Annotated in this window: 18 protein-coding genes; 7 read left to right on the forward strand and 11 right to left on the reverse strand. The window is 55.3% G+C overall.

Annotated features, from left to right (window positions below):
- Positions 1 to 10: 10 nt before the first annotated feature.
- Positions 11 to 2,116: a bifunctional 23S rRNA (guanine(2069)-N(7))-methyltransferase RlmK/23S rRNA (guanine(2445)-N(2))-methyltransferase RlmL gene (rlmKL, locus tag ABTW00_RS15110; RefSeq protein ID WP_433636220.1), complete on the reverse strand. Its 2,106-nt coding sequence runs from the start codon at positions 2,114 to 2,116 to the stop codon at positions 11 to 13.
- A 98-nt stretch (positions 2,117 to 2,214) separates the two neighbouring features.
- Here rlmKL and ABTW00_RS15115 point away from each other — a divergent pair, with 98 nt between their 5' ends.
- Entirely contained in the window at positions 2,215 to 3,324 is a 1,110-nt protein-coding gene (locus ABTW00_RS15115) for a YcbX family protein (RefSeq protein WP_064548842.1), read from the forward strand.
- On the opposite strand, the gene zapC is transcribed toward ABTW00_RS15115, so the two are convergent.
- Positions 3,321 to 3,863, reverse strand: coding sequence for a cell division protein ZapC (zapC, locus tag ABTW00_RS15120; RefSeq protein WP_064548840.1), 543 nt, complete (start codon positions 3,861 to 3,863; stop codon positions 3,321 to 3,323). The two genes, ABTW00_RS15115 and zapC, sit on opposite strands and share 4 nt — an antisense overlap.
- Positions 3,864 to 4,029: 166 nt before the next feature.
- Complete coding sequence (pyrD, locus tag ABTW00_RS15125; RefSeq protein WP_064548837.1) at positions 4,030 to 5,040, reverse strand: quinone-dependent dihydroorotate dehydrogenase; 1,011 nt, start codon at positions 5,038 to 5,040, stop codon at positions 4,030 to 4,032.
- Positions 5,041 to 5,291: 251 nt separating this feature from the next.
- Here pyrD and ssuE point away from each other — a divergent pair, with 251 nt between their 5' ends.
- Positions 5,292 to 5,867, forward strand: a complete 576-nt coding sequence (ssuE, locus tag ABTW00_RS15130; protein WP_064548835.1) for an NADPH-dependent FMN reductase — start codon at positions 5,292 to 5,294, stop codon at positions 5,865 to 5,867.
- A gap of 132 nt (positions 5,868 to 5,999) precedes the next feature.
- Here ssuE and pepN read toward each other — a convergent pair whose 3' ends face one another.
- Entirely contained in the window at positions 6,000 to 8,612 is a 2,613-nt protein-coding gene (pepN, locus tag ABTW00_RS15135) for an aminopeptidase N (protein ID WP_433636223.1), read from the reverse strand.
- Positions 8,613 to 8,876: 264 nt separating this feature from the next.
- On the opposite strand from pepN, the gene pncB reads away from it, so the two are divergent.
- The 4 genes from pncB to ABTW00_RS15155 all read left to right on the forward strand — a co-directional run bounded on the left by pncB (position 8,877) and on the right by ABTW00_RS15155 (position 14,815).
- On the forward strand, positions 8,877 to 10,079 hold the full coding sequence (pncB, locus tag ABTW00_RS15140; RefSeq protein WP_433636225.1) for a nicotinate phosphoribosyltransferase: 1,203 nt from the start codon (positions 8,877 to 8,879) through the stop codon (positions 10,077 to 10,079).
- Between the two features lie 169 nt (positions 10,080 to 10,248).
- Entirely contained in the window at positions 10,249 to 11,649 is a 1,401-nt protein-coding gene (asnS, locus tag ABTW00_RS15145; protein ID WP_065355693.1) for an asparagine--tRNA ligase, read from the forward strand.
- A gap of 609 nt (positions 11,650 to 12,258) precedes the next feature.
- Positions 12,259 to 13,440 carry a porin gene (locus ABTW00_RS15150; protein WP_433636226.1) on the forward strand — a complete coding sequence of 394 codons (1,182 nt, stop codon included), beginning with the start codon at positions 12,259 to 12,261 and terminating at the stop codon, positions 13,438 to 13,440.
- 184 nt (positions 13,441 to 13,624) lie between these two features.
- Positions 13,625 to 14,815, forward strand: coding sequence for an amino acid aminotransferase (locus ABTW00_RS15155; RefSeq protein ID WP_271446946.1), 1,191 nt, complete (start codon positions 13,625 to 13,627; stop codon positions 14,813 to 14,815).
- A gap of 60 nt (positions 14,816 to 14,875) precedes the next feature.
- Here the strand turns inward: ABTW00_RS15155 and ABTW00_RS15160 are convergent, their stop codons facing one another.
- Together ABTW00_RS15160 and ABTW00_RS15165 are read right to left on the reverse strand one after the other, a co-directional pair.
- Positions 14,876 to 15,523, reverse strand: a complete 648-nt coding sequence (locus tag ABTW00_RS15160) for an MBL fold metallo-hydrolase (protein WP_433636228.1) — start codon at positions 15,521 to 15,523, stop codon at positions 14,876 to 14,878.
- Positions 15,524 to 15,587: 64 nt separating this feature from the next.
- Positions 15,588 to 16,139, reverse strand: coding sequence for a YcbK family protein (locus ABTW00_RS15165; RefSeq protein WP_064548821.1), 552 nt, complete (start codon positions 16,137 to 16,139; stop codon positions 15,588 to 15,590).
- Between the two features lie 38 nt (positions 16,140 to 16,177).
- On the opposite strand from ABTW00_RS15165, the gene ABTW00_RS15170 reads away from it, so the two are divergent.
- Entirely contained in the window at positions 16,178 to 16,312 is a 135-nt protein-coding gene (locus tag ABTW00_RS15170; RefSeq protein WP_280686459.1) for a hypothetical protein, read from the forward strand.
- Positions 16,313 to 16,322: 10 nt separating this feature from the next.
- Here the strand turns inward: ABTW00_RS15170 and ldtD are convergent, their stop codons facing one another.
- The 5 genes from ldtD to cmoM all read right to left on the reverse strand — a co-directional run bounded on the left by ldtD (position 16,323) and on the right by cmoM (position 25,576).
- Positions 16,323 to 18,107, reverse strand: a complete 1,785-nt coding sequence (ldtD, locus tag ABTW00_RS15175) for a L,D-transpeptidase (protein WP_433636229.1) — start codon at positions 18,105 to 18,107, stop codon at positions 16,323 to 16,325.
- Positions 18,108 to 18,333: 226 nt separating this feature from the next.
- Positions 18,334 to 22,782 carry a chromosome partition protein MukB gene (gene mukB, locus ABTW00_RS15180; protein WP_064548817.1) on the reverse strand — a complete coding sequence of 1,483 codons (4,449 nt, stop codon included), beginning with the start codon at positions 22,780 to 22,782 and terminating at the stop codon, positions 18,334 to 18,336.
- A complete protein-coding gene (gene mukE / locus ABTW00_RS15185) occupies positions 22,782 to 23,486 on the reverse strand; it encodes a chromosome partition protein MukE (RefSeq protein ID WP_064548815.1) in 705 nt (234 codons plus the stop codon). The genes mukB and mukE overlap by 1 nt, the downstream gene beginning before the upstream one ends.
- Positions 23,467 to 24,789: a chromosome partition protein MukF gene (mukF, locus tag ABTW00_RS15190; RefSeq protein WP_064548812.1), complete on the reverse strand. Its 1,323-nt coding sequence runs from the start codon at positions 24,787 to 24,789 to the stop codon at positions 23,467 to 23,469. The genes mukE and mukF overlap by 20 nt, the downstream gene beginning before the upstream one ends.
- Positions 24,782 to 25,576, reverse strand: a complete 795-nt coding sequence (cmoM, locus tag ABTW00_RS15195; RefSeq protein WP_433636232.1) for a tRNA uridine 5-oxyacetic acid(34) methyltransferase CmoM — start codon at positions 25,574 to 25,576, stop codon at positions 24,782 to 24,784. The genes mukF and cmoM overlap by 8 nt, the downstream gene beginning before the upstream one ends.
- Positions 25,577 to 25,604: the final 28 nt, after the last annotated feature.

Consider the following 25,604-nt stretch of genomic DNA (forward strand, 5'->3'; position numbering starts at 1 on the left):
TTTATTCCTTTCAGGCTACGGTAATCAGCCAGCAGTTGTGGATCTGACGGTTACGGGCGAAATCCTGCGACTGCGTTTTTTGGGTAATATCTTGTGCTTTCAGTCCCAGCTCTGCCAGGCCGTCGTGGTCCATACGGAAGCCGCGTTTGTTGTTGGAGAACATGATAGTGCCGCCTTTACGCAGCAGACGCTTTAGATCCTTCATCAAACGCAGGTGATCGCGCTGGACGTCAAACGCATCTTCCATGCGCTTGGAGTTAGAAAAAGTCGGTGGATCGATAAAGATCACGTCAAACTGTTCGTCGGTATCACGCAGCCACGCCAGCACGTCCGCCTGCATCAGGCGATGCGCGCGGCCGGTCAGGCCGTTCAGGCGCAGGTTGCGTTCCGCCCACTCCAGATAGGTACGCGACATATCGACGGTGGTGGTTGAGCGTGCCCCGCCGAGACCAGCATGCACGCTGGCGCTACCGGTGTAGGAGAACAGGTTGAGGAAGTCTTTGCCTTTGCTCATCTCGCCGAGCATCCGACGGGCAATACGGTGATCGAGGAACAGGCCGGTATCCAGATAGTCGGTCAGGTTGACCCACAGACGCGCGTTATATTCGCTCACCTGCATGAAGTCGCCCTTCTCGTTCATCTTCTGATACTGGTTCTTGCCTTTCTGGCGCTCACGGGTTTTCAGTACCAGCTTGTTCGGCGCGATCCCCAGCACCGCAATGGTGGCGGCGATGATATCAAACAGACGCTGACGCGCTTTGTTCGCGTCGACGGTTTTCGGCGGCGCATACTCCTGCACCACCACCCAATCGGCATAGCGGTCAACGGCCACGTTGTATTCCGGCAGGTCGGCATCGTACAGGCGATAGCATTCGATCCCCTCCTGTTTCGCCCACTTTTCAAACTTTTTCAGGTTTTTACGCAGACGGTTGGCATAGTCTTCCGCCAGTGACGCCGGTTTTTCACCGGTAGATTCGGTCAGATGATAGTTTTTCTGCACGCAGTCCAGCGGGCCGTTTTTCGCCTTAAATTGACGTTCGGCGCGCAGCTGCAGGCAGCTCAGCAATTCCGGAGAGGCGCTGAACAGCGACAGGTTCCAGCCGCCAAACTGGTTTTTCATATTGCGGCCCAGCAGGCTGTGCATCGCAATCAGCGCCGGTTCGCTTTCCAGACGTTCGCCGTACGGCGGGTTGCTGATAACGGTGCCGTATGGCCCCTTCGGCAACGGATTGCTCAGCTGCGCCACGTCTTTCACTTCAAAGGTAATCAGCTCGCCAATCCCGGCGCGGCGGGCGTTGCTGCGCGCCAGTTCAACCACGCGGCTGTCCACGTCGGAACCGTAGAAGTGGGATTCATACGCCGCCAGCCCGGCACGTGCGCGGGTCTGCGCGTCGGCCTTCACTTCTTTCCAGACCGCGTCGTCGTGCTGTGCCCAACCGCTAAAGCCCCAGTGGCCGCGATGCAGCCCTGGCGCGCGATCGGTGGCCCACATTGCCGCTTCAATCAGCAGCGTACCGGAACCGCACATCGGATCGAGCAGCGGCGTCCCCGGCACCCAGCCAGAACGCATCACGATAGCCGCCGCCAGGTTCTCTTTGATCGGCGCCATACCGGTGCGATCGCGATAGCCGCGCAGATGCAGACCTTCGCCGCTCAGATCGAGAGAAATATAGGCCGTCTCTTTGTTGAGACGCACGTTAATACGCAGATCGGGATTGTCACGATCGACATTCGGACGCGGCAGGTTTTTACGCGTAAAAGCATCGACAATCGCATCTTTTACCTTCAATGCACCGTACTGACTGTTACGAATGCTATCGTTCAGGCCACCAAAGCTGACCGCAAAGGTCGCATCAGGGGTAAAGATCGACGTCCAGTCGATAGCCTGTACGCCCAAATAAAGATCGAGATCGCTCCAGACGCTACATTCTCCCAGCGGCATCATGATGCGCGACGCCAGGCGGCTCCACATCAGGCTTTTGTACAGAAGCTGCGTGTCGCCCTGGAAATGGACGCCGCCCTGGGCAATCTGGCACTCTTGGGCGCCCAGGCCTTCCAGTTCAGTTTTTAACAGCTCTTCCAGCCCACGGGCCGTACTGGCAAACAGAGAATTCATATCGTCACTTTTACTCGCAGAAAATTGTTGCGCATTATAGCCAATCTGCGCCCCATGTCATAAAGTTAAAGGCTTATTTTCGACTCAGGGACAGTGTTGTGGCTACGTTATCGCGACTTTTTATACATCCGGTGAAATCGATGCGGGGAATTGGGCTTACGCACGCCTTTGCTGATATTAGCGGGCTGGCATTTGACCGCATTTTTATGATCACCGAACCCGATGGCACCTTTATTACCGCCCGACAATTCCCGGCAATGGTGCGCTTTACCCCGTCGGTCCTGCGTGATGGGTTACACCTTACCGCGCCCGACGGCAGCAGCGCGCTGGTGCGCTTCGCCGATTTCAGCGGCCAGCCTTCGCCGACCGAAGTATGGGGCAATCAGTTTACCTCGCGTATCGCGCCGGATGCCATTAATCAGTGGCTTTCGCCGTTCTTTAAACGCGACGTTCAGCTGCGCTGGCTTGGTGATGATCTCACGCGTCGCGTTAAACGCCACGATGCGGTGCCGCTCTCCTTCGCCGATGGTTTTCCGTTCCTGTTGGTTAACGAAGCTTCGTTACGCGACCTGCAACAACGCTGCAAAGCCGGCGTGCGAATGGAACAGTTCCGCCCGAACCTGGTGGTGACCGGCGTTGAAGCCTGGGCTGAAGATAGCTGGAAAACCGTTCGCATTGGCGATGTCGTTTTTGACGTGGTGAAACCGTGCAGCCGCTGTATTTTTACCACCATCAGCCCGGAAAAAGGGCAAAAGCACCCCGCCGGAGAGCCGCTAAGGACCTTACAGTCGTTCCGTACCGATCCGGCCACCGGCGACGTCGATTTCGGTCAGAATTTGATTGCCCGTAACAGCGGCGTGGTGCGCGTGGGTGATGAAGTGGAAATCCTCACCACCGGGCCAGCAAAAGTCTATACCGCCGGGCAAACCGACGATACCGTCGCGCCTCAGGCTCAGCAAAATGCGTTGGTGGATATTGCGTGGGAAGGGAAAACCTTCAGCGGAAATAATCAGCAAATTTTACTGGAACAGCTTGAGCAGCAGGGTATTCGCGTACCCTACTCCTGCCGCGCGGGCCTGTGCGGCAGCTGCCGCGTGACGCTGATCGAAGGAGAAGTGAGTCCGTTGAAGAAAAGTGCGGTAGGCACCGACGGCACCATTTTGAGCTGTAGCTGTGTTCCCAAAACGGCGCTAAAACTGAGCCGTTAAACCGCCTGCTCCAGGCTGTAACCGTCCAGCCCTGGCTGGGGTTGCAGCCTGTCGTTCATAATTTTGATCGGGTCGCCGAGTTGCATCGTGCGCCCGGCCAATACCAGCCCAGGCTGCGCCAGCAGACAGAGTGCAGCGTTTTCACCCGGCTCAACGACCAGTAAATTAACCTGACTATCGTCATCGCTCAGCCAGACGCTGGCCGCATCGCCGGTCACCGGTACCCAGCCATTATCATGGGCGCGGAAGTGCCAGCTTTTCGGCATTTGGGGCTTCAGGAAACGAATCGCCACCAGGGCGTTAAGAATTAGCTCGGCGCGATGCTCTTTAGACAGCAGCAGATCGCGACATTTTTCTTCAAAGGAGAAATAGAGCGCGGCGTCATCCACGCAAAATCCGGTGGGTTCAAACGCATCGGGGGTTAACATGCGGCGAGCAAAACGCGAGCGAAACAACATGCCGTTGGCTAAATCGAGCATCATACGATCGTGCTCTTCATCATAATACCAGCGCCAGTTATCATCAGGTTTAATTCGCATTTTTCTCCCCCATCATTTTTGCATCCCGTGCAGCGTTTGTTCTTCCATTGCGTTAATTGTCGCCCTAAATAATAAAAGACCAATATGTTTAAATAAGCAACAATGAGGAAATATAAAGCAACCAGGGCCGGAAATAAAGCCCTGGATCACATTACCGAGAAAAAGACTAGATGTGGGTGACGATTTCTTTAATCAGCGGCGGGCCTTTAAAAATAAAACCGGAATAAATCTGCACCAGCGATGCACCGGCCGCCATCTTCTCGCGGGCCGCCATCACCGAATCGATACCGCCGACGCCAATAATAGGCAGTTGGCCTTTTAATTCAGCCGACAGCATACGAATAATTTCGGTACTTTTTAATTGTAATGGACGACCGCTTAAACCACCGGTTTCATCACAATGTTTCATCCCTTGAACCAGCGAACGATCCAATGTCGTATTGGTGGCAATGACCCCATCAATATTATGTCGGATTAAACTGTCGGCCACCTGGATCAACTCTTCATGAGAAAGATCCGGCGCGATCTTCACCGCCACAGGAACATATTTATGGTGTTTTTCCTGCAGCTCAGATTGTTTATTTTTAATACCAGAAAGGAGATCGTCGAGTGCATCTCCATATTGCAGCGTGCGCAGGCCTGGGGTATTTGGCGATGAGATATTAATCGCAATATAACCGGCGTAGGCATAGATTTTTTCCATACAAATCAGATAGTCATCTTTGCCATGCTCAACAGGGGTATCTTTATTCTTACCGATATTAATCCCCAGAATACCGTCGAAATGCGCTTTTTTAACGTTTTCGACCAGGTTGTCAACGCCGTGGTTATTGAAGCCCATACGGTTAATCAACCCTTCGGCGTCAACGAGGCGGAACAGGCGCGGCTTATCGTTACCCGGCTGCGGGCGCGGCGTAACGGTGCCGATCTCGATCGAGCCAAATCCCATGGCGCCCAGGGCATCAATACATTCCCCGTCTTTATCCAGACCCGCAGCCAAACCCAGGGGATTTTTGAACGTCAGCCCCATGCAGGTAACCGGCTTTTCCGGTACTTTCTGACGCACAAGGGCTTCCAGCGGCGTACCGGTGACACGGCGTAATTGTTGAAACGTTAATTCATGAGCGCGCTCTGGATCGAGCTGAAAAAGTGCTTTACGAACGAAGGGATAGTACATGAACTCTCCTGGATTCCCGGTGTGCAAACCGGGGGCGTATTATGTGCGATCTCGCACAGAAAGGGAATTGACCTGCGGCAAAAAAAGCGCAATCGTTTTCCTTCTCTCCTTTATATACCTCCCCCGCCATATGCATTTTCTGGTAATCCTACGTTGGAAAAAGTATTTCGCGCACCTGACGACCTTTGAGACACTGAGACAAATGTTATCAATTTTAAATTAATGTGTATTTTTAGTTATAAGGAGTGAGTATGCGCGTCATTACTTTAGCCGGAAGCCCGCGTTTCCCCTCTCGTTCCAGCGCTCTGCTGGAGTACGCACGTGAGAAACTTTCCGCGGCGGATGTTGAAGTATTCCACTGGCATTTGCAGAATTTTGCGCCGGAGGATCTCTTCCACGCGCGTTTCGACAGCCCAGCACTGCAAACGCTGACCGAACAGCTGGCTCATGCAGACGGTTTAATCATCGCCACGCCAGTCTATAAGGCCTCTTTTGCCGGCGCGTTAAAGGCGCTGCTCGATCTCCTGCCGGAGCGCGCGCTGGAAGGAAAAGTGGTTTTACCGCTGGCGACCGGCGGCACCGTTGCCCATATGTTGGCGGTCGATTATGCCCTTAAGCCGGTTCTCAATGCGCTGAAAGCACAGGAGATTTTGCAGGGGGTGTTTGCCGATGACAGCCAGGTCACCGATTATCAGCATAAGCCGCAGTTCAGCCCAAATCTGCACACCCGTCTGGACAGCGCGCTGGAGACCTTCTGGCAGGCGCTACACCGGCGAGACATCCAGGTTCCCACGTTAAGCGCAGCTCGACAGACCGCACATGTTTGATAAAAAAAACGCCGCAGGGAAAAACCAGCGGCGTTTTTGTTTGTATTAAGGTTGCCCGGCCAAGCGAAACAACGCCGGGGAACCCGCATCGTGTGCCCCGGAGTCAGCGTTAACGCCTCGTCCGGGTGACAGTCAGGCTAATGCTTTCGCAATCTTCTCGTACAGATCCCCGGAGAGATTCTCCAGCCCTTTCAACTGCTCCAGCGCAGAACGCATCAGCGCCTGACGTTTTGCATCATAGCGTTTCAGGCGGATCAGCGGCTCAATCAGACGCGAGGCCACCTGCGGGTTTTTGCTGTTCAGTTCGGTCAACATTTCGACCAGGAACTGGTAGCCGCTGCCGTCTTCTGCGTGGAACGCAGCCGGGTTGCTGCCGGCAAAGGCACCAATCAGCGAGCGAATACGGTTCGGGTTATTCATGCTGAATGAGCGATGGTTCAACAGCTTGCGCACCGTCGCCAGCACGTCATCTGCCGGGCTGGTCGCTTGCAGAATCAGCCACTTATCCATTACCAGACCATCATGATGCCACTTGTCATCATACTCCTGCATCAGCGCATCACGGCAAGGCAGTTCGGCTGCGACGGCTGCAGACAGCGCGGCCAGCGCGTCGGTCATGTTGTCCGCGTGATGGTATTGCTCGCTCACCAGCTTGTTACCCAGATCGCGATCGCCAAACGCCAGATAGCGCAGGCAGGTGTTACGCAGCGCGCGCTTGCCGATGTCCGCATGCTCTACGCGATAGCTGTCGAGTTTATTGGCGTTGTAGACTGCCAGACACTCGTCCGCCAGCTCGGTAGCCAGCGTGCGGGTCAGCGCTTCGCGCACTGCGGCAATGGCAATCGGGTCAATAATCTCAAACAGTTCCGCGATTTCGCTGGCGGATGGCAGGGTCAGAATTTCCGCGGCCAGCGCCGGATCAATCTTCTCATCCAGCAGAATGGCGCGGAACGCGTCGGCCACGTGAACCGGTAGCGACAGCGGTTGCCCCTGCTGATGACGAGCCACGTTCAGCTTAATATAGGTCGCCAACAGGCTTTGCGCGGCGTCCCAGCGAGAGAAATCATTACGCGCATGGCGCATCAGGAAGGTGAGTTGCTGATCGCTCCATTTATATTCCAGCTTCACCGGCGCGGAGAATTCACGCAGCAGCGACGGCACCGGCTGGAAGTAAACGTTATCGAACACAAACGTCTGCTCGGCCTGGGTCACGTTTAGCACGTGGTGCACCGGATGACCATCTTTCTGCAGCGGGATCACCTTACCTTCGTTATCGTACAGTTCGATATCGAACGGAATGTGCAGCGGGTATTTCTCCTCCTGCTCGGCCGTGGCTGGTGTGCGCTGGCGGATGGTTAAGGTGTACTGCTCGGTTTCCGGATTGTAGTCGTCGTGCACGCTGACAATCGGCGTACCGGCCTGGCTATACCAGCGGCGGAAATGAGAGAGGTCGATGTTGGAAGCATCTTCCATCGCCTGCACGAAGTCGTCGCAGGTAGCCGCGCTGCCGTCGTGACGCTCAAAGTACAGCTGCATCCCCTTCTGGAAGTTCTCTTCGCCCAGCAGCGTGTGCAGCATACGGATAACTTCTGCCCCTTTCTCATACACCGTCAGGGTATAGAAGTTATTCATTTCAATAACTTTGTCCGGACGGATCGGGTGCGCCATTGGGCTGGCGTCTTCAGCAAACTGCAGGCCGCGCATGGTACGTACGTTGCTGATGCGGTTAACCGCGCGGGAGCCCAGGTCGGAGCTGAACTCCTGATCGCGGAACACGGTCAGGCCTTCTTTCAGGCTTAACTGGAACCAGTCGCGGCAGGTCACGCGGTTGCCGGTCCAGTTATGGAAATACTCATGACCAATCACGCGTTCAATATCGAGATAATCTTTATCCGTCGCGGTATCGGTACGCGCCAGCACGTATTTGGAGTTAAAGACGTTCAGCCCTTTATTCTCCATCGCGCCCATATTAAAGAAGTCGACGGCAACGATCATATAGATGTCGAGATCGTATTCGAGGCCAAAGCGCTCTTCATCCCACTTCATGGAGTTTTTCAGCGAGGTCATTGCCCACGGCGCGCGATCAAGGTTGCCGCGGTCAACGAACAGTTCCAGCGCCACTTCGCGCCCGGAGCGGGTTTTGAAGGTATCGCGCAGCACGTCGAAATCGCCCGCCACCAGCGCAAACAGATAGCAGGGTTTCGGGAACGGATCCTGCCACTGTACCCAGTGACGCCCGTTATCCAGCTCACCTTCGGCAATACGGTTGCCGTTGGACAGCAGGAACGGATATTTGCTCTTATCGGCGGTAATTTTGGTGGTAAAGCGCGCCAGCACGTCCGGGCGGTCGAGATACCAGGTAATATGGCGGAAGCCTTCGGCCTCGCATTGGGTACACAGCGCTTCACCGGACTGATAGAGCCCTTCCAGCGCAGTATTCGCCGCCGGGCTGATTTCATTGACAATCTTCAGCGTAAAACGCTCAGGCAGGCCGGAGATAACCAGATGGTTCTCTTCTTCTTTATAGTCGGCCCACGGCGCACCGTTAACATGAATGGAGACCAGCGTGAGGTCCTCACCGTTCAGACGTAGCGGCACATCAGACGCTGCGTGACGGGAAACCTGGCTTTCCGCGGTCACAACGGTTTTTGCGGCATCCAGGTCAAAGGCCAGGTCGATATCACTGATCAGGTAGTCCGGCGCACGGTAGTCGTGGCGGTACTTGGCTTGGGGCTGTTGTGTCATAAAAAACCTTTAGCATCTTTTGTAAATGTCACCTCCAGTCTATTCCTGTTGTGTTAAACGCGCTATGCAGAATCTTCATCTTTTCCAGTCAAATAGGGAAAATAGATACATTTACGCAACATGCCGCACAAAACGCCGGAGTGGCGCTTCGTGCCATATGGTGTGATCGGGGTTCAATAAATCGTTAAACAAGGTATACTCCAGCCATTCTCCCCTGTTGTTTATTGTACTAAACGCTCCTGTGAGAGGATGCTACTGCGCACCATGACACAATTCGCTTCTCCTGTTCTGCACTCGTTGCTGGATACAGATGCCTACAAACTGCATATGCAGCAGGCCGTTTTCCACCACTACTACGACGTTAACGTCGCGGCGGAATTCCGCTGCCGTGGTGACGATCTGCTGGGCATTTATGCTGACGCCATTCGCGAACAAGTCGAAGCCATGCGTTCACTCACGCTGCGTGATGATGAATACCACTGGCTGTCCGGTCTGCCTTTCTTTAAGCAGGACTACCTGAACTGGCTGCGTGATTTCCGCTACGATCCACAACAGGTTACCGTCACCAACGAGAACGGTAAGCTGAATATCCGCCTTGAAGGCCCGTGGCGTGAAGTGATCATGTGGGAAGTGCCGCTGCTGGCAGTGATTAGCGAGCTGGTTCACCGCTATCGTTCTCCGGAAAACGGCGTCCCGCAGGCGCTGGAAATGCTGGAACATAAGCTGGCCGGCTTTAATCAGCTGACGGCCGACCTTGATATGTCCGCTTTCAAACTGATGGACTTTGGCACCCGCCGCCGCTTCTCCCGCGAAGTCCAGGAAGCCATCGTCAGCCGTCTCCGTCAGGAGCCATGGTTTGTGGGCACCAGCAACTACGATCTGGCGCGTCGCCTGACTCTGACGCCAATGGGTACCCAGGCACACGAGTGGTTCCAGGCGCATCAGCAAATCAGCCCGGATCTGGCGACCAGCCAGCGTGCGGCGCTGGCCGCCTGGCTGGAAGAATATCCCGATCGGCTCGGCATCGCCCTGACCGACTGCATTACCATGGACGCCTTCCTGCGTGACTTCGGCCCGGAATTCGCCACGCGTTATCAGGGTTTGCGCCACGACTCCGGCGACCCGTTTGAATGGGGCGAGAAGGCGATCAAACATTATCAAAAGCTCGGTATCGACCCACGCGAGAAAGTGCTGGTGTTTTCCGACAATCTCGATCTGCCGAAAGCCATTGAGCTGTATCGCCACTTCTCACCGCGCATCAATCTCAGCTTTGGTATTGGCACGCGTTTGACCTGCGATATCCCACAGGTTAAACCGCTCAATATCGTTATCAAGCTGGTTGAGTGCAACGGCAAACCGGTGGCAAAACTCTCCGACAGCCCTGGGAAAACCATTTGTCACGATAAAGCATTTGTTCGCGCATTACGTAAAGCATTTGATCTCCCGCAGATCAAAAAGGCCAGTTAATCACCAAAGGGAGCCCGGGCGGCTCCCTTCTTCTTTATTTATTTCTTAAAACACCCCTTCCTTGTGCGAATTCTACTTGTCTGATGGAAGATGACAGGTAACATAGATATCCCCCCGCCGTTCCGGGGAAAAACGATTTTTTTATTGGACTACGAATAGAGAGACTATTATGAGCGTTGTGCCTGTAGCCGACGTACTCCAGGGCCGCGTAGCCGTTGACAGCGAAGTCACCGTGCGCGGCTGGGTACGTACCCGCCGAGATTCAAAAGCTGGCTTTTCCTTCCTGGCCGTCTATGACGGTTCCTGCTTTGATCCTGTACAGGCCGTTATTAATAATTCTCTGCCCAATTACAATGACGAAGTCCTGCGTCTGACCACCGGCTGCTCGGTGATCGTCACCGGTAAAGTTGTGGCGTCTCAGGGTCAGGGCCAGAGCTTTGAAATTCAGGCCTCTAACGTGGAAGTGACCGGCTGGGTTGAAGATCCGGATACCTACCCGATGGCGGCGAAACGCCACAGCATCGAGTATCTGCGTGAAGTGGCGCATATGCGTCCGCGCACCAACCTGATTGGCGCGGTCGCCCGCGTTCGCCACACGCTGGCGCAGGCGCTGCACCGTTTCTTCGACGAGCAGGGCTTCTTCTGGGTTTCCACCCCGCTGATTACCGCTTCCGATACTGAAGGCGCAGGCGAAATGTTCCGCGTGTCTACGCTGGATATGGAAAACCTGCCGCGTAACGATCAGGGCAAAGTGGATTACGACAAAGATTTCTTTGGCAAAGAAGCCTTCCTGACCGTTTCCGGTCAGTTGAACGGTGAAACCTATGCCTGCGCTCTGTCGAAGATCTACACCTTCGGCCCTACCTTCCGCGCAGAAAACTCCAACACCAGCCGTCACCTGGCGGAGTTCTGGATGCTGGAGCCGGAAGTGGCATTTGCCGATCTGGAAGATAACGCCCGTCTGGCAGAAGCCATGCTGAAGTACGTCTTTAAAGCCGTTCTCGAAGAACGCGCGGACGACATGAAGTTCTTCGCCGAGCGCGTAGATAAAGACGCTATCGATCGTCTGCAACGTTTCGTTTCCGCCGACTTCGCGCAGGTTGACTACACCGACGCGGTCACCATCCTGGAAAACTGTGGCAAACAGTTTGAAAACCCGGTGTACTGGGGCGTAGACCTTTCCTCTGAGCATGAACGTTATCTGGCGGAAGAGCACTTCAAAGCACCGGTGGTCGTGAAAAACTATCCGAAGGAGATCAAAGCCTTCTATATGCGTCTTAACGACGATGGCAAAACCGTTGCCGCAATGGACGTACTGGCACCTGGCATTGGCGAGATCATCGGCGGTTCTCAGCGTGAAGAGCGTCTGGACGTGCTTGACGCCCGTATGGCTGAAATGGGTCTGAACAAAGAAGACTACTGGTGGTATCGCGACCTGCGTCGCTACGGTACCGTGCCGCATTCAGGTTTCGGTCTGGGCTTCGAACGTCTGATCGCCTACGTCACTGGCGTACAGAACGTGCGCGACGTGATTCCGTTCCCGAGAACGCCACGCAACGCCAGCTTCTAAAGCCGTATTATCCTCAAGGCCAGCCGCTCGCGCTGGCCTTTTTTTACCTGCACATGTAAAGAAATCTTTATTAATTTTAACAAACCTAAACTTCAAGCCTCTACGCCGCGCAGTTTGTTACATCACATTTCCCGGCAATAACTTCGTACAAAAAACACTCAATTTTTTATTGCAGTCAGGAAATCACCTAAGCCATAGCACATTTTTTATCCAAAACAACAGCTATCTGGATGGCTAAAAAATATCATAACGAAATGATCACACATCCGCTCTGTGCGATAAGAAAAAGCATTATACAAATAAAAGATAAGAAATTCATATTGATAGATAAAGGAAAGGTCAAATAATCCGCGCACACCTCAGAATTTTGAGTTAGTTCACAAAGTTCCTCAAAATTAATATTTAGTTACACATTATTTCTTTTGCTTACTTATTCTCGATGTTTGTAGCATTTTCAGTGTGGCGAAAGTATGTTTTGAATGGAAAGATGCCTCTCAGACACATAAAGACACCAAACTATCATCAATAGTTCCGTAAATTTTTATTGACGGAAGTAATTGGCGGCAGTGGCGAGTGTCTATAAAAAAAACCTAATGAGGGTAATAAATAATGATGAAGCGTAATATCCTGGCAGTGGTAATCCCTGCCCTGCTGGTAGCTGGTGCAGCAAATGCTGCAGAAATCTACAACAAGAATGCCAACAAACTGGACTTCTACGGTAAAGCAGTTGGTGAACACATTTGGACCACCAACGGCGACACCAGCAACGAAGACACCACCTATGCCCGTATCGGCTTCAAAGGCGAAACCCAGATCAACGATCAGCTGGTGGGCTACGGTCAGTGGGAATACAACATGGATGCCTCCAATGCGGAAGGCTCCCAGGGGACTAAAACCCGTCTGGCGTTCGCCGGTCTGAAATTTGGCGACGCGGGTTCTCTGGACTACGGTCGTAACTACGGCGCTATCTACGACGTCGCAGCTTACACCGATATGCTGGTTGAGTGGGGCGGCGATTCCTGGGCTGCTACCGACAACTTCATGAACGGTCGTTCTTCTGGCCTGCTGACCTACCGTAACAGCGATTTCTTCGGTCTGGTTGAAGGCCTGAGCTTCGCGCTGCAGTACCAGGGTAAAAACGATCGTAGCAACCCGGTTGCAGCGACCTACAACGACAAAACCGGCGCGCTGGAAAGCCTTGGCTACGGCGGCAACGGCGCGAAAGCGAACGGCGACGGCTTCAGCACCTCTGTACAGTATGATTTCGGCAACGGCATCGCGCTGGCAGCAGGTTATGAAGTTGCAGACCGTACCAACGACCAGGTTAACCCGGGCAGCTCTACCTTCAATGGCACCACTCACACTTGGGCGAGCGCTGGCGGCAGCAAAGCAGAAGCTTGGTCTACTGCTGCGAAATACGACGCAAACAACATCTACGCTGCGGTAATGTACGCTGAAACGCTGAACATGACCCGCGAGCCGGACAACAACTTCGCAAACAAAACTCAGAACTTCGAAGCTGTTGTTCAGTATCAGTTCGACTTCGGTCTGCGTCCGTCCCTGGGCTACGTACAGTCCAAAGGTAAAGACCTGATTGGCCGTGGCGACTTCAAAGGCGGCGATGCTGACCTGGTTAAATACATCGAACTGGGCACCTGGTACTACTTCAACAAGAACATGAACGTCTACGCGGCGTACAAGTTCAACCTGCTGGACGACAACGCGTACTCTGCTGCCACCAAGCAGGGAACCGACGATCAGGCTGCTGTTGGTATCGTTTACCAGTTCTAATCAGCAGACCCTCACTGCTATATGCCTCAAGAGCAGGACTTCGGTCCTGCTTTTTTGCGTTCTAAAGAGGAAGATCGTAACTTTTGAAAAGCTTCGCGCTTTTAGTCTCTAACGGTTGGCATTTTGTAAATCTACCGTTAACCTGATAGCGGATTTCCCCCGAACTTATTAATGGAACCTCGTCATGTTTGAGAACATTACAGCCGCCCCTGCCGACCCAATTCTGGGCCTGGCCGATCTGTTTCGCGCCGACGAACGCCCGGGAAAAATCAATCTCGGGATTGGTGTTTATAAAGATGAGACCGGCAAGACGCCGGTGCTGACCAGCGTTAAAAAAGCTGAGCAGTATCTGCTGGAGAATGAGACCACCAAAAACTATCTCGGTATTGATGGTATTCCTGAGTTTGGTCGCTGCACGCAGGAGCTGCTGTTTGGCAAAGGCAACAGCATCATTAGTGACAAACGCGCGCGCACCGCTCAGACCCCAGGCGGCACAGGCGCACTGCGCGTAGCGGCGGATTTCCTCGCAAAAAACACTGACGTGAAGCGCGTTTGGGTCAGCAACCCAAGCTGGCCGAACCACAAGAGCGTCTTTGGCGCTGCGGGCCTGGAAGTACGCGAATATGATTACTACGATGCGGAAAAGCATGCCCTCAACTTCGACGGCCTGCTGGCGAGCCTGAATGAAGCCCAGGCGGGTGACGTGGTGCTGTTCCATGGCTGCTGCCATAACCCAACCGGTATCGACCCGACGCTGGAGCAGTGGCAACAGCTGGCAAATCTGTCGATTGAAAAAGGTTGGCTGCCGCTGTTTGACTTCGCCTACCAGGGCTTTGCTCGCGGTCTGGAAGAAGATGCCGAAGGCCTGCGCGCATTTGCCGCGCTGCACAAAGAGCTGATTGTGGCGAGCTCCTACTCGAAAAACTTCGGCCTGTACAACGAACGCGTTGGCGCCTGCACCCTGGTCACAGCCGATGCCGACACCGCCGATCGCGCCTTCAGCCAGCTGAAAGCCGTGATTCGCGCGAACTACTCTAACCCGCCGGCACACGGCGCTGCCGTTGTTGCGACCATTCTCAGCAACGACGCGCTGCGCGCCATCTGGGAACAAGAGCTGACCGATATGCGTCAGCGCATTCAGCGCATGCGTCTGCTGTTCGTTAATACGTTGCAGGAGAAAGGCGCGAGCCGTGATTTCACCTTCATCACGAAGCAGAACGGTATGTTCTCGTTCAGCGGTCTGACCAAAGAGCAGGTACTGCGCCTGCGTGAAGAGTTCGGTATTTATGCCGTCGCTTCTGGCCGTATCAACGTGGCGGGCATGACGCCGGACAACATGGCGCCGCTGTGCGAAGCCATCGTCGCCGTCCTGTAACAGAAGCTTCCCTTCAGGGACAAAAAAGGCCGCATTCGCGGCCTTTTTATTATTCTGAGATTACCACACTGGCAGTTCATCCTGCAGGAATGGATTATGCAGACGCTCATAACCCAGCGTCGACATTGGGCCATGGCCCGCAATAAACTTCACGTCATCGCCTAACGGCAGCAGCTTGCGCTTAATCGCATCAATCAACTGCGTGTGATCGCCACGTGGGAAGTCACTGCGCCCTACGCCACCTTTAAACAGCACGTCACCCGAGATCAGCAAACGCGCCTGGTCATCAAAGAAGACGACATGCCCCGGCGTATGCCCCGGACAGTGCAGCACCTGCAGCTTCACGTTGCCGACGCTCACCGTATCCCCTTCGTTCAGCCAGCGGTCCGGCGTCAACGGCTGGCAGTCCTCAAGGCCAAACATCCGGCTTTGCGCGGGCAACCCCTGCAACCAGAATTCATCTTCTTTTTCCGGCCCGATAATCGGCACCCCGTAGTGCTGCGCCAGTTCAGCCGCCGCCCCCACATGATCGAGATGACCATGAGTCAGCAAAATTTGCTGCAACGTCACGCCCGCTTCTGCAACCTGCTGCTTGATGGTTTCGGCATCGCCGCCCGGATCGACCAACGCCGCCAGTTTCGTTTGCTCGCACCAGATCAATGAACAGTTTTGCGCGAACGCAGTCACCGGAATAATACGATAATTCATGTTGCTCCTGTTTGGACTCGTCACCGTTCAGACACTTCAGTGTGCCTGAACGGTTGGCGTAGAGCTACCAGTGCCGGACCGGCCCGGTATCAATATGCACAAAGTTGCTACGTGGGTAATATCCTACACCACCTGCGCGCATAGATAACGCAGCTTTGCGTATATTACTTAATGAAACGCCTTCAATATGAAAATCCATTGCCTGACCTTTCGTGTGATAGCTTTTTTTCGCTACCCCACTGCTGTGCGCTCTTAGCTCATTATTGGTATCAACGGAACGATATCCAGAGATCAATTGCACAGGCTTATTTGTTCCTAATAGTCCCTGAAGGCGATAAAGCTGATCGAACAAAGAAGGATCGATGCTTTTTATTTTATTCGCGCGATAGTCACGGAAAAAATGGTTTAGTTTTGCTAATTCATCCTGAATATAGCCTCGGCCGTCAAAAAACTCGGCTTTTATCAACTCACCTGTATGCAGGTTATTCAGCGTTAAAATACGCGGACGTGGGGTCGAGAGGGTGGCAAGCGCAGGCGTGGGCAAGATGGCGGCCGCGCCGAGCGCAACACCACCTAACGCCAGCAGCTTGCGGCGATTAGCGTCAAATTTGTCCATGATAATCAGGTCTACAGTCAGTAATGTGATCGAAAAATATGCACTTCTGGCGCACGTTAAGCACCTTACCGGGCATCAAAGCCAGCGTCAAGGCGGCCTGCCACGCAAAGCCGCCAGCCCTGGACCTGCGGGGCTGGCATCTGCGCTTTTTATTCGACAACTACATTACCTGAACTACTTCATTTATCTGATCAATTGTTCCGCTTTTGGCAAAATCTGTGCACCCGATCGCGCAGTGACATCATAATTGTAAATATCTGTTCGATATTGTGTCTGTCCGTCAGCGCCGACAAAGGCAGTGAGATAATAGAGATTAACCGGAATATTCTGCCGGATATTCACATAGCGTGTATTCCCTTGTTTAAGGGCATCGGAAATTCGCGCATCATTCCAGCCCGCATCCTGTAACAGCATATTCGCCAGATCGGAGGCTTTATTTACCCGCACGCAGCCGGAACTTAATGCCCGCGCATCTTTCTGGAACAGATTATGATTAGGCGTATCATGCAGATAAATGGCGTCGGAACTTGGCATATTAAACTTATAGCGCCCCAGCGAGTTATGTTCACCCGGTGCCTGCTGGAAACGGAACGGTAAATTCGACGGCGTGATTGTTGACCAATCGACCCGCCATGGATCGATAGCTTCTTTACTGTTCCAGCCGCGTAATACGGTGTAGTTATGCCGCTCCAGATAACCTGGATCATTACGCAGCTTCGGGAGAATATCATTACGTGCCAGCGTCGGCGGCACGTTCCACGGTGGGTTGACCACCACGTTATTCAGCGCGCTGCTCATCATTGGCGTTTTACGATCGGGGCGTCCCACGATAACCCGCGAGGCCAGCGCTTCGCTGCCGTTGAGATAGTAAACCAACGAGTAGGCCGGGATATTCACCATAATCCCGGTAGAGACTTTCCCCGGCAGCAGGCGCAAACGCTGAATATTTAGCGCCAGCACGCCCGCACGCTGGGCAGAAGAGACGTTCAGCCAGTCGCGCGTCGATGTGCCAATCACACCGTCCGCGCCAAGCCCCTGCGCCGCCTGGAAACGTTTCACCGCGTCCACCAGTTGGCGGTCATAGGCCGCTGGGCCGCTTTTTCCCCCCTTTTTCGTCTTGCCGACGTTGTCGCCCGGCAGCGGTATCGCCGGGCTGTTATCCAGCACACCGTTACGTTGCAGGATTTCACGTAGCGCAGGCACATCGCTGCTCCACTGCCCTGGACGCAATGAAACCGTCGAGGTCAACTTTGGCCACGGGCGATTGTCGCCCGTCAACGCCAGTAGCGCCTGATGCATCGCACTATACTGCGGATGCTGTGGCGCCAGGGCGGCAATAAACTGCGGCAGCGAGCCGTTATCCAGCGCTAACTGCCATTGGTTTATCACCGACAACGGCGGTGTTGCCAGCGTGTACGGCTTATCGCTATACAGCCAGCGGTTACCCTGAACCGGAATCCCGCTGACAAAGTGCAGATAGCCCATCAGGGCATCGGAAAGCACGACATCACGCGCCATCCCGCTGACAGCCGGGTCGGTGAGCAGTTCAACCCACCGGGTGAACTGCGGCTGAAAACCGGCGATCGCCACTTCCGCCAGCTGCTGCTGGAAGGCGCGTACCGCATCACGGTTTTCCCACATGGGTTTCATCTCACGGGCGGCATACAATGTCGCCAGCGGATTAAGGTAGACGGGCTGATATCCGGAAGGTAGCGTAGCAAGAATATCGGCACGGCTCTTCGCCGCCGAGCCGTCAGCCAGCGGTTGTGTACCGACAAGACTCGCCATTGCTGGCGATTGCGCCCCTGGATGCAGAAGCACCGGCGATTGTTCCGCTGGCGTCGCGGTACCGTCAGAAGGCACCAGCTCTGGTTCGCCCGCAGAAGCGGTAAACAGTGGAGCAAACGTCATCGCCAGACATAAACTCACGGCTGACAACCGACGACCATTTTCTTTTTTCAGCAACATCCCTTGCCCCCTGTTATCTATACAAAGACCCTAACGTGGGCTTACCTTCAGTATATAAAGACAAAAACTATTTTGCCCGTTCAAATGTAAAGAAGTCTAAAGATAATAACGCGCTAGCGATGAAAAGCAGATAACAAAAAAGGCGACATTGCTGTCGCCTTTTTTGTATTCGGATACCTACCCGCCTGTGGGCCAGCGCCATCCGGCCTACAGGCGGCATGCTCCGCTACGATGCATCCGCGGTCCCCGGCAAGGTTTCCGGCAGTTGAGCGGCAAAACCGCGCAGCCCCACCACATGTACGTGTTCGTGGTTGTGCACCACTTTACGCACCAGCTTGTAGGTTGTGCCTTTCTCCGGGCTAATGTTTTCCGGTGCCGCGATGATAAGCTGCATCTCCAGACGCTCGCACAGCTCAAACAGCGTGGCGATGGAACGGGCATCCAGACGCGCCGCTTCATCAAGGAACAGTAGACGGCACGGTGACAAATCTTTACCGCGCAGACGCCGAGCTTCATCTTCCCAGCTCTGCACCACCATCACCAGAATCGACATCCCGGTACCGATCGCCTCACCGGTCGACAGCGCGCCGGACTCCGCGCGCAGCCAGCCGTCAGAACCACGGTTAACCTCAACTTCCATCTCCAGGTAGCTACGATAGTCGAGCAGCTCTTCACCAATAGTCTGCGGCGTACGCTGGCCCATATCGATTTGCGGATTCAGGCGCTGGTACAGTTTCGCCAGCGCTTCTGAGAAGGTCAGACGGTTGCTGTTGAACAGATCCTGATGCTGTTCATGCTGCTCAGAGAGCACGTCCAGCAGCATCGAGTGCGTCTCGCGTACGTTGACGTTCAGGCGCACGCTGTTCACCTGGCCAAACGACACGCTTTGCAGGCCCTGGTTCAACTGACGAATACGGTTCTGCTCGCGCTGAATGGTTTTGCGAATGATATTCGCCACGCTGCGGGAGCTGATCGCCAGCTTCTGCTCACGGTTGGTCAGCTCTTCGGTCAGACGGCTCAGTTCAATTTCCATCTGTTCGATGGCTTCTACCGGGTCGTCGGTGCGGATAATATCCTGACGGATACGTTCGCGCAGATGTTGATATACCGCCACGAAGAACTGAATCTTACGTTCAGGACGCTTCGGATCTTCCGACATACGCAGCACGTCACGCAGATGTTCATTATCCGCAACCGCCAGACGCAGTGCGCCCAGCGCTTTATCCGACATTGAACGCAGATCGTCAGCGGAGAGATAGGCCAGCTCGCGGCGGTGCAGACGACGTTCGACGTTATTGTCTTTCACCAGGCGCATCACCGCGCACCATCCCGCTTTCGCACTCACCACCTGCTCGCGCATTTCGAGGTAATCACGTTCCAGCTTGCGCAGCTTACGGGTCAGGTTATCCATCTCCGCTTCGCAGAAGGTCAGCGCTTTTTCCAGCTGGTTGCGGCGCGCGCGGTTGTTGCTCAGCTGCGCGTGCAGCTCGTCACGGCGAATGCGCGCGCGCTCTTCTGCGCCCGCATCGGCACGTACGCCAATATCTTTCAGCTCTTTATAGAGATCGTTAAGCAGCTCTTTCTTGGTGTCGTAGGAGCTTTTCAGCGACGCCAATACCTGGCTGTACTGACTCACCTGCGCGGCGTGGGTACGCATGGCTTCACGCGCGCGGCTCCGCTCGCTTTCCGCCTGCGCCAGACGTTCACGCAGTTTTTCGTTGAGGTCGCTGTTGCCGCTCAGCATTTCCGCTGAGTCAGAGTAGCCGAAGTGGGCGCGACGCTGCACGACTTCAGTCAGGGCAAACGCCTGCTGACGCGCTTCGCGCTGCACCTGCTGCGACCAGGCGTAATCCTCTTTCAGCTGTTCAAACTGCTCCGGGTCGCTCTGCAGTACAGAGACAATCGGCTCAAGCTTCGCCAGCTGGTTGCCATGCTGCTGGATAAAGCGTGCGGCTTCCTGCGCTTCGTCCAGGCGCTCCTGGATTTCATCCACGCGGTCGGCCAGCGTTTCATCGGCCAGCAGGCTCAGGCGCGGCAGGAGGCGGTTGAGCAGCGCAACGCCCTCTTTCGCCTGTTCGTACTGCGCCTGCTGCTGCTGGTTATCACTTTCGTGACTGCTGAGCGCGCGCTCCAGCTCGTTGCGACGGGTGTTCAGTTTGCGAATTTCCGCTTCCGGATCGTCGTCAAACGCCACCGACAGATGACTGCCGATAAAGCGGCTGAACGCCTGATGCAGACGCTGGGTTTTCTGGACGTCGAACGACAGGGTCGCAAAACGTTCAGACAGCACTTCACGCTCGGCGTGCAGGCTCTCAATGCGGCTTTCGCGCGCGGCGCGGCCAAACAGCGGCACCGCCGGGAAGCGCGAGTAGCGCCACTGGCGATCGGCGGTCTTCACCACCACCGCTTTTTCCAGCTCGTCGACGTTGAACACGCTGTCATCGAAGGATTGCGGATCCCCCTCAATCAGATAGAGATCTTCCGGGCAATCTTCCAGCCCTTCCAGATACTCGGCGATCTGCGACAGATCCGGCACCACGATGGCGTGACGCGACGGGCCGTACAGCGCGGAGAAGTACGGCGCGTCGTCAAGGCTGACGTCATCGTAGATTTCCGACAGCAGTACGCCGCCAAAACGTTCGGCCAGCGCGTTCAGGCGCGGGTCTTCGGAACCGCCCGGCTGGCTTAAGCGCTCAATTTCATCATCGACGGCACGTTTACGCGCGCCGACTTCGTCGCGTTCGACGATCGCTTCGCGCTCGCGCTCCAGCAGTTGCTGAAGGTATTCGGTAACGTCCTGGCTGGACTCAAACTGTTCGCCGCTCTGCTCGCACAGCTGGCTCAGGCTGTTCTGCGCCGCCAGCCAGACCGGCGCGCGGTGCATCAGCGCCGAGATACGCGATTGCAGCTGTTCCTGCTCCTGACGCAGTTGCATACGCTGCTCGCGAGCGTCAGTCACGCTGTCGCTCAGCGCGGCAATGCGTGCTTCCAGCTCGCGGTGCAGGTTTTCAAGATCGTCAATATCGTACTGTTTGCCCTGACGCTTGCAGAAATCGGCCAGCAGACGCTCGGCTTCCTGCTGTTCGCGCAGACGCTGTTCCAGTTCATTCAGACGGCTGCGCAGCGGCTGCGCCTGCTCCGCCAGGTGACGCTGGTTTACGCCGTCACGCAACAGTTCACGCGCCGCGTCCCAGGCTTCGTTACGCGCCAGCGGGCCGTTAATTGACGCCACCAGCTGATAGGCTTGCTCAAACTGGCTGTGTGCCGTCTCGGCAACGCTCATTTTCTGCTCGAGCGACAGCAGTTTTTCCGTGGCTTCCTGCTCTTTGGCCTGGAAGGTTTCCAGCCATTCCGCCGCGCTGTCCGGCGTTAAATCCGGCAGGTGGCACAGCGCTTTCGCGCGCTCCAGCGCCTGTAGCGCCTGGGTGTACTGAATGGCGCGCGTTTGCTGGACGTCCAGCGCCTGCTGGTAGTCGGCGAGCTGGCTTTTCAGCTCATCCACTTCCAGTTCGGCGGCTTCGGCGCGCGCTTCGTTCTCTTCCTGCTGTTCGGCGGCTTCCGCCACCACTTCATTCTGCTCTTCGAGGCGAATTTGCAGCTCGTCTAAATCCGCTTCATAGCGCTCAATTTTTTCCTGCTGGCGCAGCGCGGTCTGCACCAGATTCAGGTGGTCGCTGGCGGCCTGGTGATCGGCTTCGAGATCGCCTTCCGCGCCGTTGTGTTCCTGTAGCTCGCGCGCCATATCGACGTGCTTGTACTGTTCCGCCGCCAGCTGCGAGCGGGAGGTGAACAGTTCGCGGCGATACTCCAGCGCTTTATCCAGATGCACGCGGCGCTCGTTGGCATGGCGCATGTAGTCGGCGGCCACGTAGTCGGTGGCTTCGGAGATCAGGTGCTTGAACAGGTCGCGGTCAGACTGGGTGACGCGAATCGCTTCCAGCGTCATCCGGTTTTCGCGCAGCGCCGCTTCCATGTCCTGGAACGCTTTGCGCACGCCGCTGTTTTCCGGCAGCAGGTAGTCGCGCAGCGAGCGGGTAATCGCGCTGGAAATACCGCCGTACAGCGAGGCTTCAATCAGGCGATAGAATTTGCTACGGTCAGCGGCAGATCGCAGACGACGCGCGACGATGCCCAGATCGAACATCAGCGCGTGGTAGTCGGTAATCGAGTTGAACTGCTTGAACTGAACGCCTTCGATGGTATCGAGCTTATCTTTCAGCTCCTGCAACGTCAGCACGCGCGCCTGGCGCTCGTTCAGCGTTTCGGTCAGCAGTTGGGTCGGCTGAATCGAGGTTGGCAGCCCCTGAATGGCGAATGGCTTAATGTCGACTTTACGATCGCGCCCCGCCACCTGTTGCAGACGCACGCCAACCACCACGCGCTGGTGACGCGAGTTCATCACGTCGAGTACCGAATAGCAGACACCCGCTTTCAGCTTACCGTGCAGACCTTTATCGCGTGAACCGCTGGTGGCCCCCGCTTCGGTGGTGTTACGGAAGTGCAGCAGCGTTAAGTCGGGGATCAGCGCCGTGACGAAGGCCGCCATGGTGGTCGATTTACCGGCACCGTTACCACCTGACAGCGTGGTGACCAGCTCATCCAGATCGAAAGTACGGGCAAAGAACCCGTTCCAGTTAATCAGCGTTAGCGAACGAAATTTACCACGTTCGATCATTATTCTTCCTCCCCGCTATCCTGCTGATGGTCGTCGTTCTCGTCATTGAGCTGCAGATGGTTTTCAATCGCCATGGCTTCACCGTCGCGAATCATGCGCAGCTGCGCTTCGCGCGCGTCATCGCCGGAACGTACGTCGGCGCCGAAGCGGAAAACCGATTCGGTGATGCGGAATTTGCTGCTGTCATGGCCCATAAACCACACCATACCCAAGCGGCGCAGGCGGTTGAGCGAAGAGCGCACCTTTTCCTGTAACTTCTGACGGTCAAGGTCAGAGCCGGTGGAACGGTTATTAACCAGCTTCAACAGCTTGGCTTCATCGGCCAGCGCCAGCAGCTCATCGTACAGCTCCTGCTGGGTGAAGATGCCTTCATTTGCCAGGCGTTCCGGGCTGAGGTAGAGGTAGCAAAGGATTTTGCCGACCATCATGTCCAGTTCGGAGAGAACCGAACGCGGAATCAGCGTGGTAGAGCGCGGACGCAGATAGAAGAACCCTTCCGGCGCGCGGATCAGTTCAACGTTGTAGCGGGCGTAAAACTCTTCCAGGTACTCCTGGAAATCCATCAAAAAAGCGTGGTTGTCGAGCTCGTCCAGGCCGATGTGGCGGCCCGCACGCAGCGCGCTATCCAGCGCAGGAAAAAGGGGGTTGGCCAGGGCCTGTGCCAGTTTAACCGGCATCACTTGTTCAATATTTGTCAATGACATGCGCCTGTACCTTGGCTCCGTAATCATTAATTGCCTGCCATTTGGCCGGCAGTCCGGTGAAATCTGCTTGCGCTACGCCCAAACGAACCGCCTGGTCAACCACAATACGCGCAACGTCGAAGTGGCGCGCTCGCGGATATTGAGCCAGATACTCTTTCACCACCAGACCGAGGTCCAGCGGCAGCTGTTTGGTTTTATAGATAGCCAACTGTTCTTCGATCAGCGCGGCAAGCTGTTCGCGGATTTCGTTAAATTCTTCGTACTCTAAATCTGGCGGAAGTTCGCCGGTGACCTCTTCATCGCGCAGCGTCATCTCTTCATCACGCATGTCCAGCAAACGGTCGGCGCTGGCATAGGTGAGCGCCCACGGCGCATCAAAGTACGACTGCACCGACTGGCGCAGGCGTTGAGCAAAGACGCGGTTTTTATCCATATCGATAGCGGTACGGATAAACTTATGCACGTGACGGTCGTAGCCGATCCACAGGTCAATTGCCTGCTGGCCCCAGCTAACGATACGGTCGAGCTTACTTTGCAGGTCGAACACCAGGCGGTCGACAAAATGCAGATCGTTATGGCTCAGCGTCGCATCCTGAATGCGCAGCAGGTTCGCCTGCAGCTTATCGCCCGCCGCGTCCAGCGTATCCTGCAATTCGCGCAGCGTGCCGGATGTTTCGGACAGCAAAAGCTCACAGCTGGAGATCGCCGCGCGCCAGTCTTTATTCAGCAACTGCGCGATGTCATCTTTGACCGACTGTTGCTGCTCATCCATGATGCGCTGCGTCAGGTCGATGCTGTCGAAAATCTCCGCCACCGAATATTTCAGCGGCGCGTAGACGTTACGGTGCCAGTGAAACTCATCGCCGCCCTCTTCCGCCGAATCAGCGGCTCTTTTCAGCTCGCTGGCCACAATCGACAGCTGCATTGACAGGCGCAGCGTCGAAAACTCGCGCTGACGAATATAGTAGTCGGTAATGCCAATGCCCAGCGGCGTCAGACGATAGATGGCGTTTCCTTCCGTGATTTCGCTGGTAAAGCGGTTCAGCAGACGTTGGCGAACCAGATCGTTAATCGCGTTGTTGGCGCGCGTACCGATGGTTTCACTGGTTTGCTCAAACGCATCACTGACGTGACGGAACGCATCCACCAGCTCGCCTTCCGTCATTTCACCTTCCAGCCGCTCGCCGTTCAGCGTTGCAATGGCCAGCAAAAATGAGAGCCTATCGACGGGGAGCGAAATGGCGAAATCATTTTTTCTGGCCCAGGCAACCAGTTCGGGGACTGTCTGGGAAAATTCACTCATCGTTTATCCTTGTTTCTGTCTGCGGCTTAAGCGCGGTGACATGAATATAGCGCCCCAGGCTGATATAAGGTTCCTGACGGCAATAGCGCGTTTCCAGCTCCAGCAGGATGTCATAGCAATCCTGTTGCTTATGCTTGTCGCGCAGATAGTCATGAAACACTCGCACGCCGGTTTTCCCGTTAATTTGCCAGCCAATCTCTTCCAGCCAGCCATAGACCTGCTGCGGGTCGCGCGGGTAGTTCGGCGACAGCGTACGCTTTTTCTTTTTCGGCATGCCAAGAGCAACATAATCAAAGTTGCCCGCCACCATGTTATGCATCAACAGGCCGTTTGCATTGTAGAACATTAATGAGAATGCGCCGCCTGGACGCAGCACCGACCACAGCGTTTTTAACGCCTCCTGCGGTTCGGCTACCCACTCCAGTACAGCGTGAAACAATATCAGATCAACCGGGCTTTCCAAATGCCCGGCCACGTCCTGCACCGCGCATTGTATGAAATGCATGTTGTGGCTCACACCTTTGTCGCTGGCAGCCTGACTTGCGCGGGCGATCATCTCGGCAGAAAGATCGCACAGCGTCACATGATGACCGCGCTCCGCCATTTTGATCGCCGTCTGGCCTTCACCGCCGCCGGCGTCCAGAATGCGCAGCGGCTGCGATCCCATGGTCGACAGCAGCGCGTCCAGATCCTGCCACAGAATAGCCTGGCGCAGCTGGCCTTTGGTGGTGCCATAAATATTGCGCGAAAACTTTTCCGCAATGTCATCGAAATTGCGATCCTGCACGGGACGTCCTTCCATCACCAGCCACAAA

Source organism: Kluyvera georgiana, assembly GCF_050990895.1.
GTDB classification, from domain to species: domain Bacteria; phylum Pseudomonadota; class Gammaproteobacteria; order Enterobacterales; family Enterobacteriaceae; genus Kluyvera; species Kluyvera georgiana.

Bases quoted from the DNA above. Each gene is read 5' to 3' on its own strand.
- rlmKL (WP_433636220.1), bottom strand. From the start codon at position 2,116: ATGAATTCTCTGTTTGCCAGTACGGCCCGTGGGCTGGAAGAGCTGTTA.
- zapC (WP_064548840.1), bottom strand. From the start codon at position 3,863: ATGCGAATTAAACCTGATGATAACTGGCGCTGGTATTATGATGAAGAG.
- pyrD (WP_064548837.1), bottom strand. From the start codon at position 5,040: ATGTACTATCCCTTCGTTCGTAAAGCACTTTTTCAGCTCGATCCAGAG.
- ssuE (WP_064548835.1), top strand. From the start codon at position 5,292: ATGCGCGTCATTACTTTAGCCGGAAGCCCGCGTTTCCCCTCTCGTTCC.
- pepN (WP_433636223.1), bottom strand. From the start codon at position 8,612: ATGACACAACAGCCCCAAGCCAAGTACCGCCACGACTACCGTGCGCCG.
- pncB (WP_433636225.1), top strand. From the start codon at position 8,877: ATGACACAATTCGCTTCTCCTGTTCTGCACTCGTTGCTGGATACAGAT.
- asnS (WP_065355693.1), top strand. From the start codon at position 10,249: ATGAGCGTTGTGCCTGTAGCCGACGTACTCCAGGGCCGCGTAGCCGTT.
- ABTW00_RS15150 (WP_433636226.1), top strand. From the start codon at position 12,259: ATGATGAAGCGTAATATCCTGGCAGTGGTAATCCCTGCCCTGCTGGTA.
- ABTW00_RS15155 (WP_271446946.1), top strand. From the start codon at position 13,625: ATGTTTGAGAACATTACAGCCGCCCCTGCCGACCCAATTCTGGGCCTG.
- ABTW00_RS15160 (WP_433636228.1), bottom strand. From the start codon at position 15,523: ATGAATTATCGTATTATTCCGGTGACTGCGTTCGCGCAAAACTGTTCA.
- ABTW00_RS15165 (WP_064548821.1), bottom strand. From the start codon at position 16,139: ATGGACAAATTTGACGCTAATCGCCGCAAGCTGCTGGCGTTAGGTGGT.
- ABTW00_RS15170 (WP_280686459.1), top strand. From the start codon at position 16,178: ATGCACTTCTGGCGCACGTTAAGCACCTTACCGGGCATCAAAGCCAGC.
- ldtD (WP_433636229.1), bottom strand. From the start codon at position 18,107: ATGTTGCTGAAAAAAGAAAATGGTCGTCGGTTGTCAGCCGTGAGTTTA.
- mukB (WP_064548817.1), bottom strand. From the start codon at position 22,782: ATGATCGAACGTGGTAAATTTCGTTCGCTAACGCTGATTAACTGGAAC.
- mukE (WP_064548815.1), bottom strand. From the start codon at position 23,486: ATGTCATTGACAAATATTGAACAAGTGATGCCGGTTAAACTGGCACAG.
- mukF (WP_064548812.1), bottom strand. From the start codon at position 24,789: ATGAGTGAATTTTCCCAGACAGTCCCCGAACTGGTTGCCTGGGCCAGA.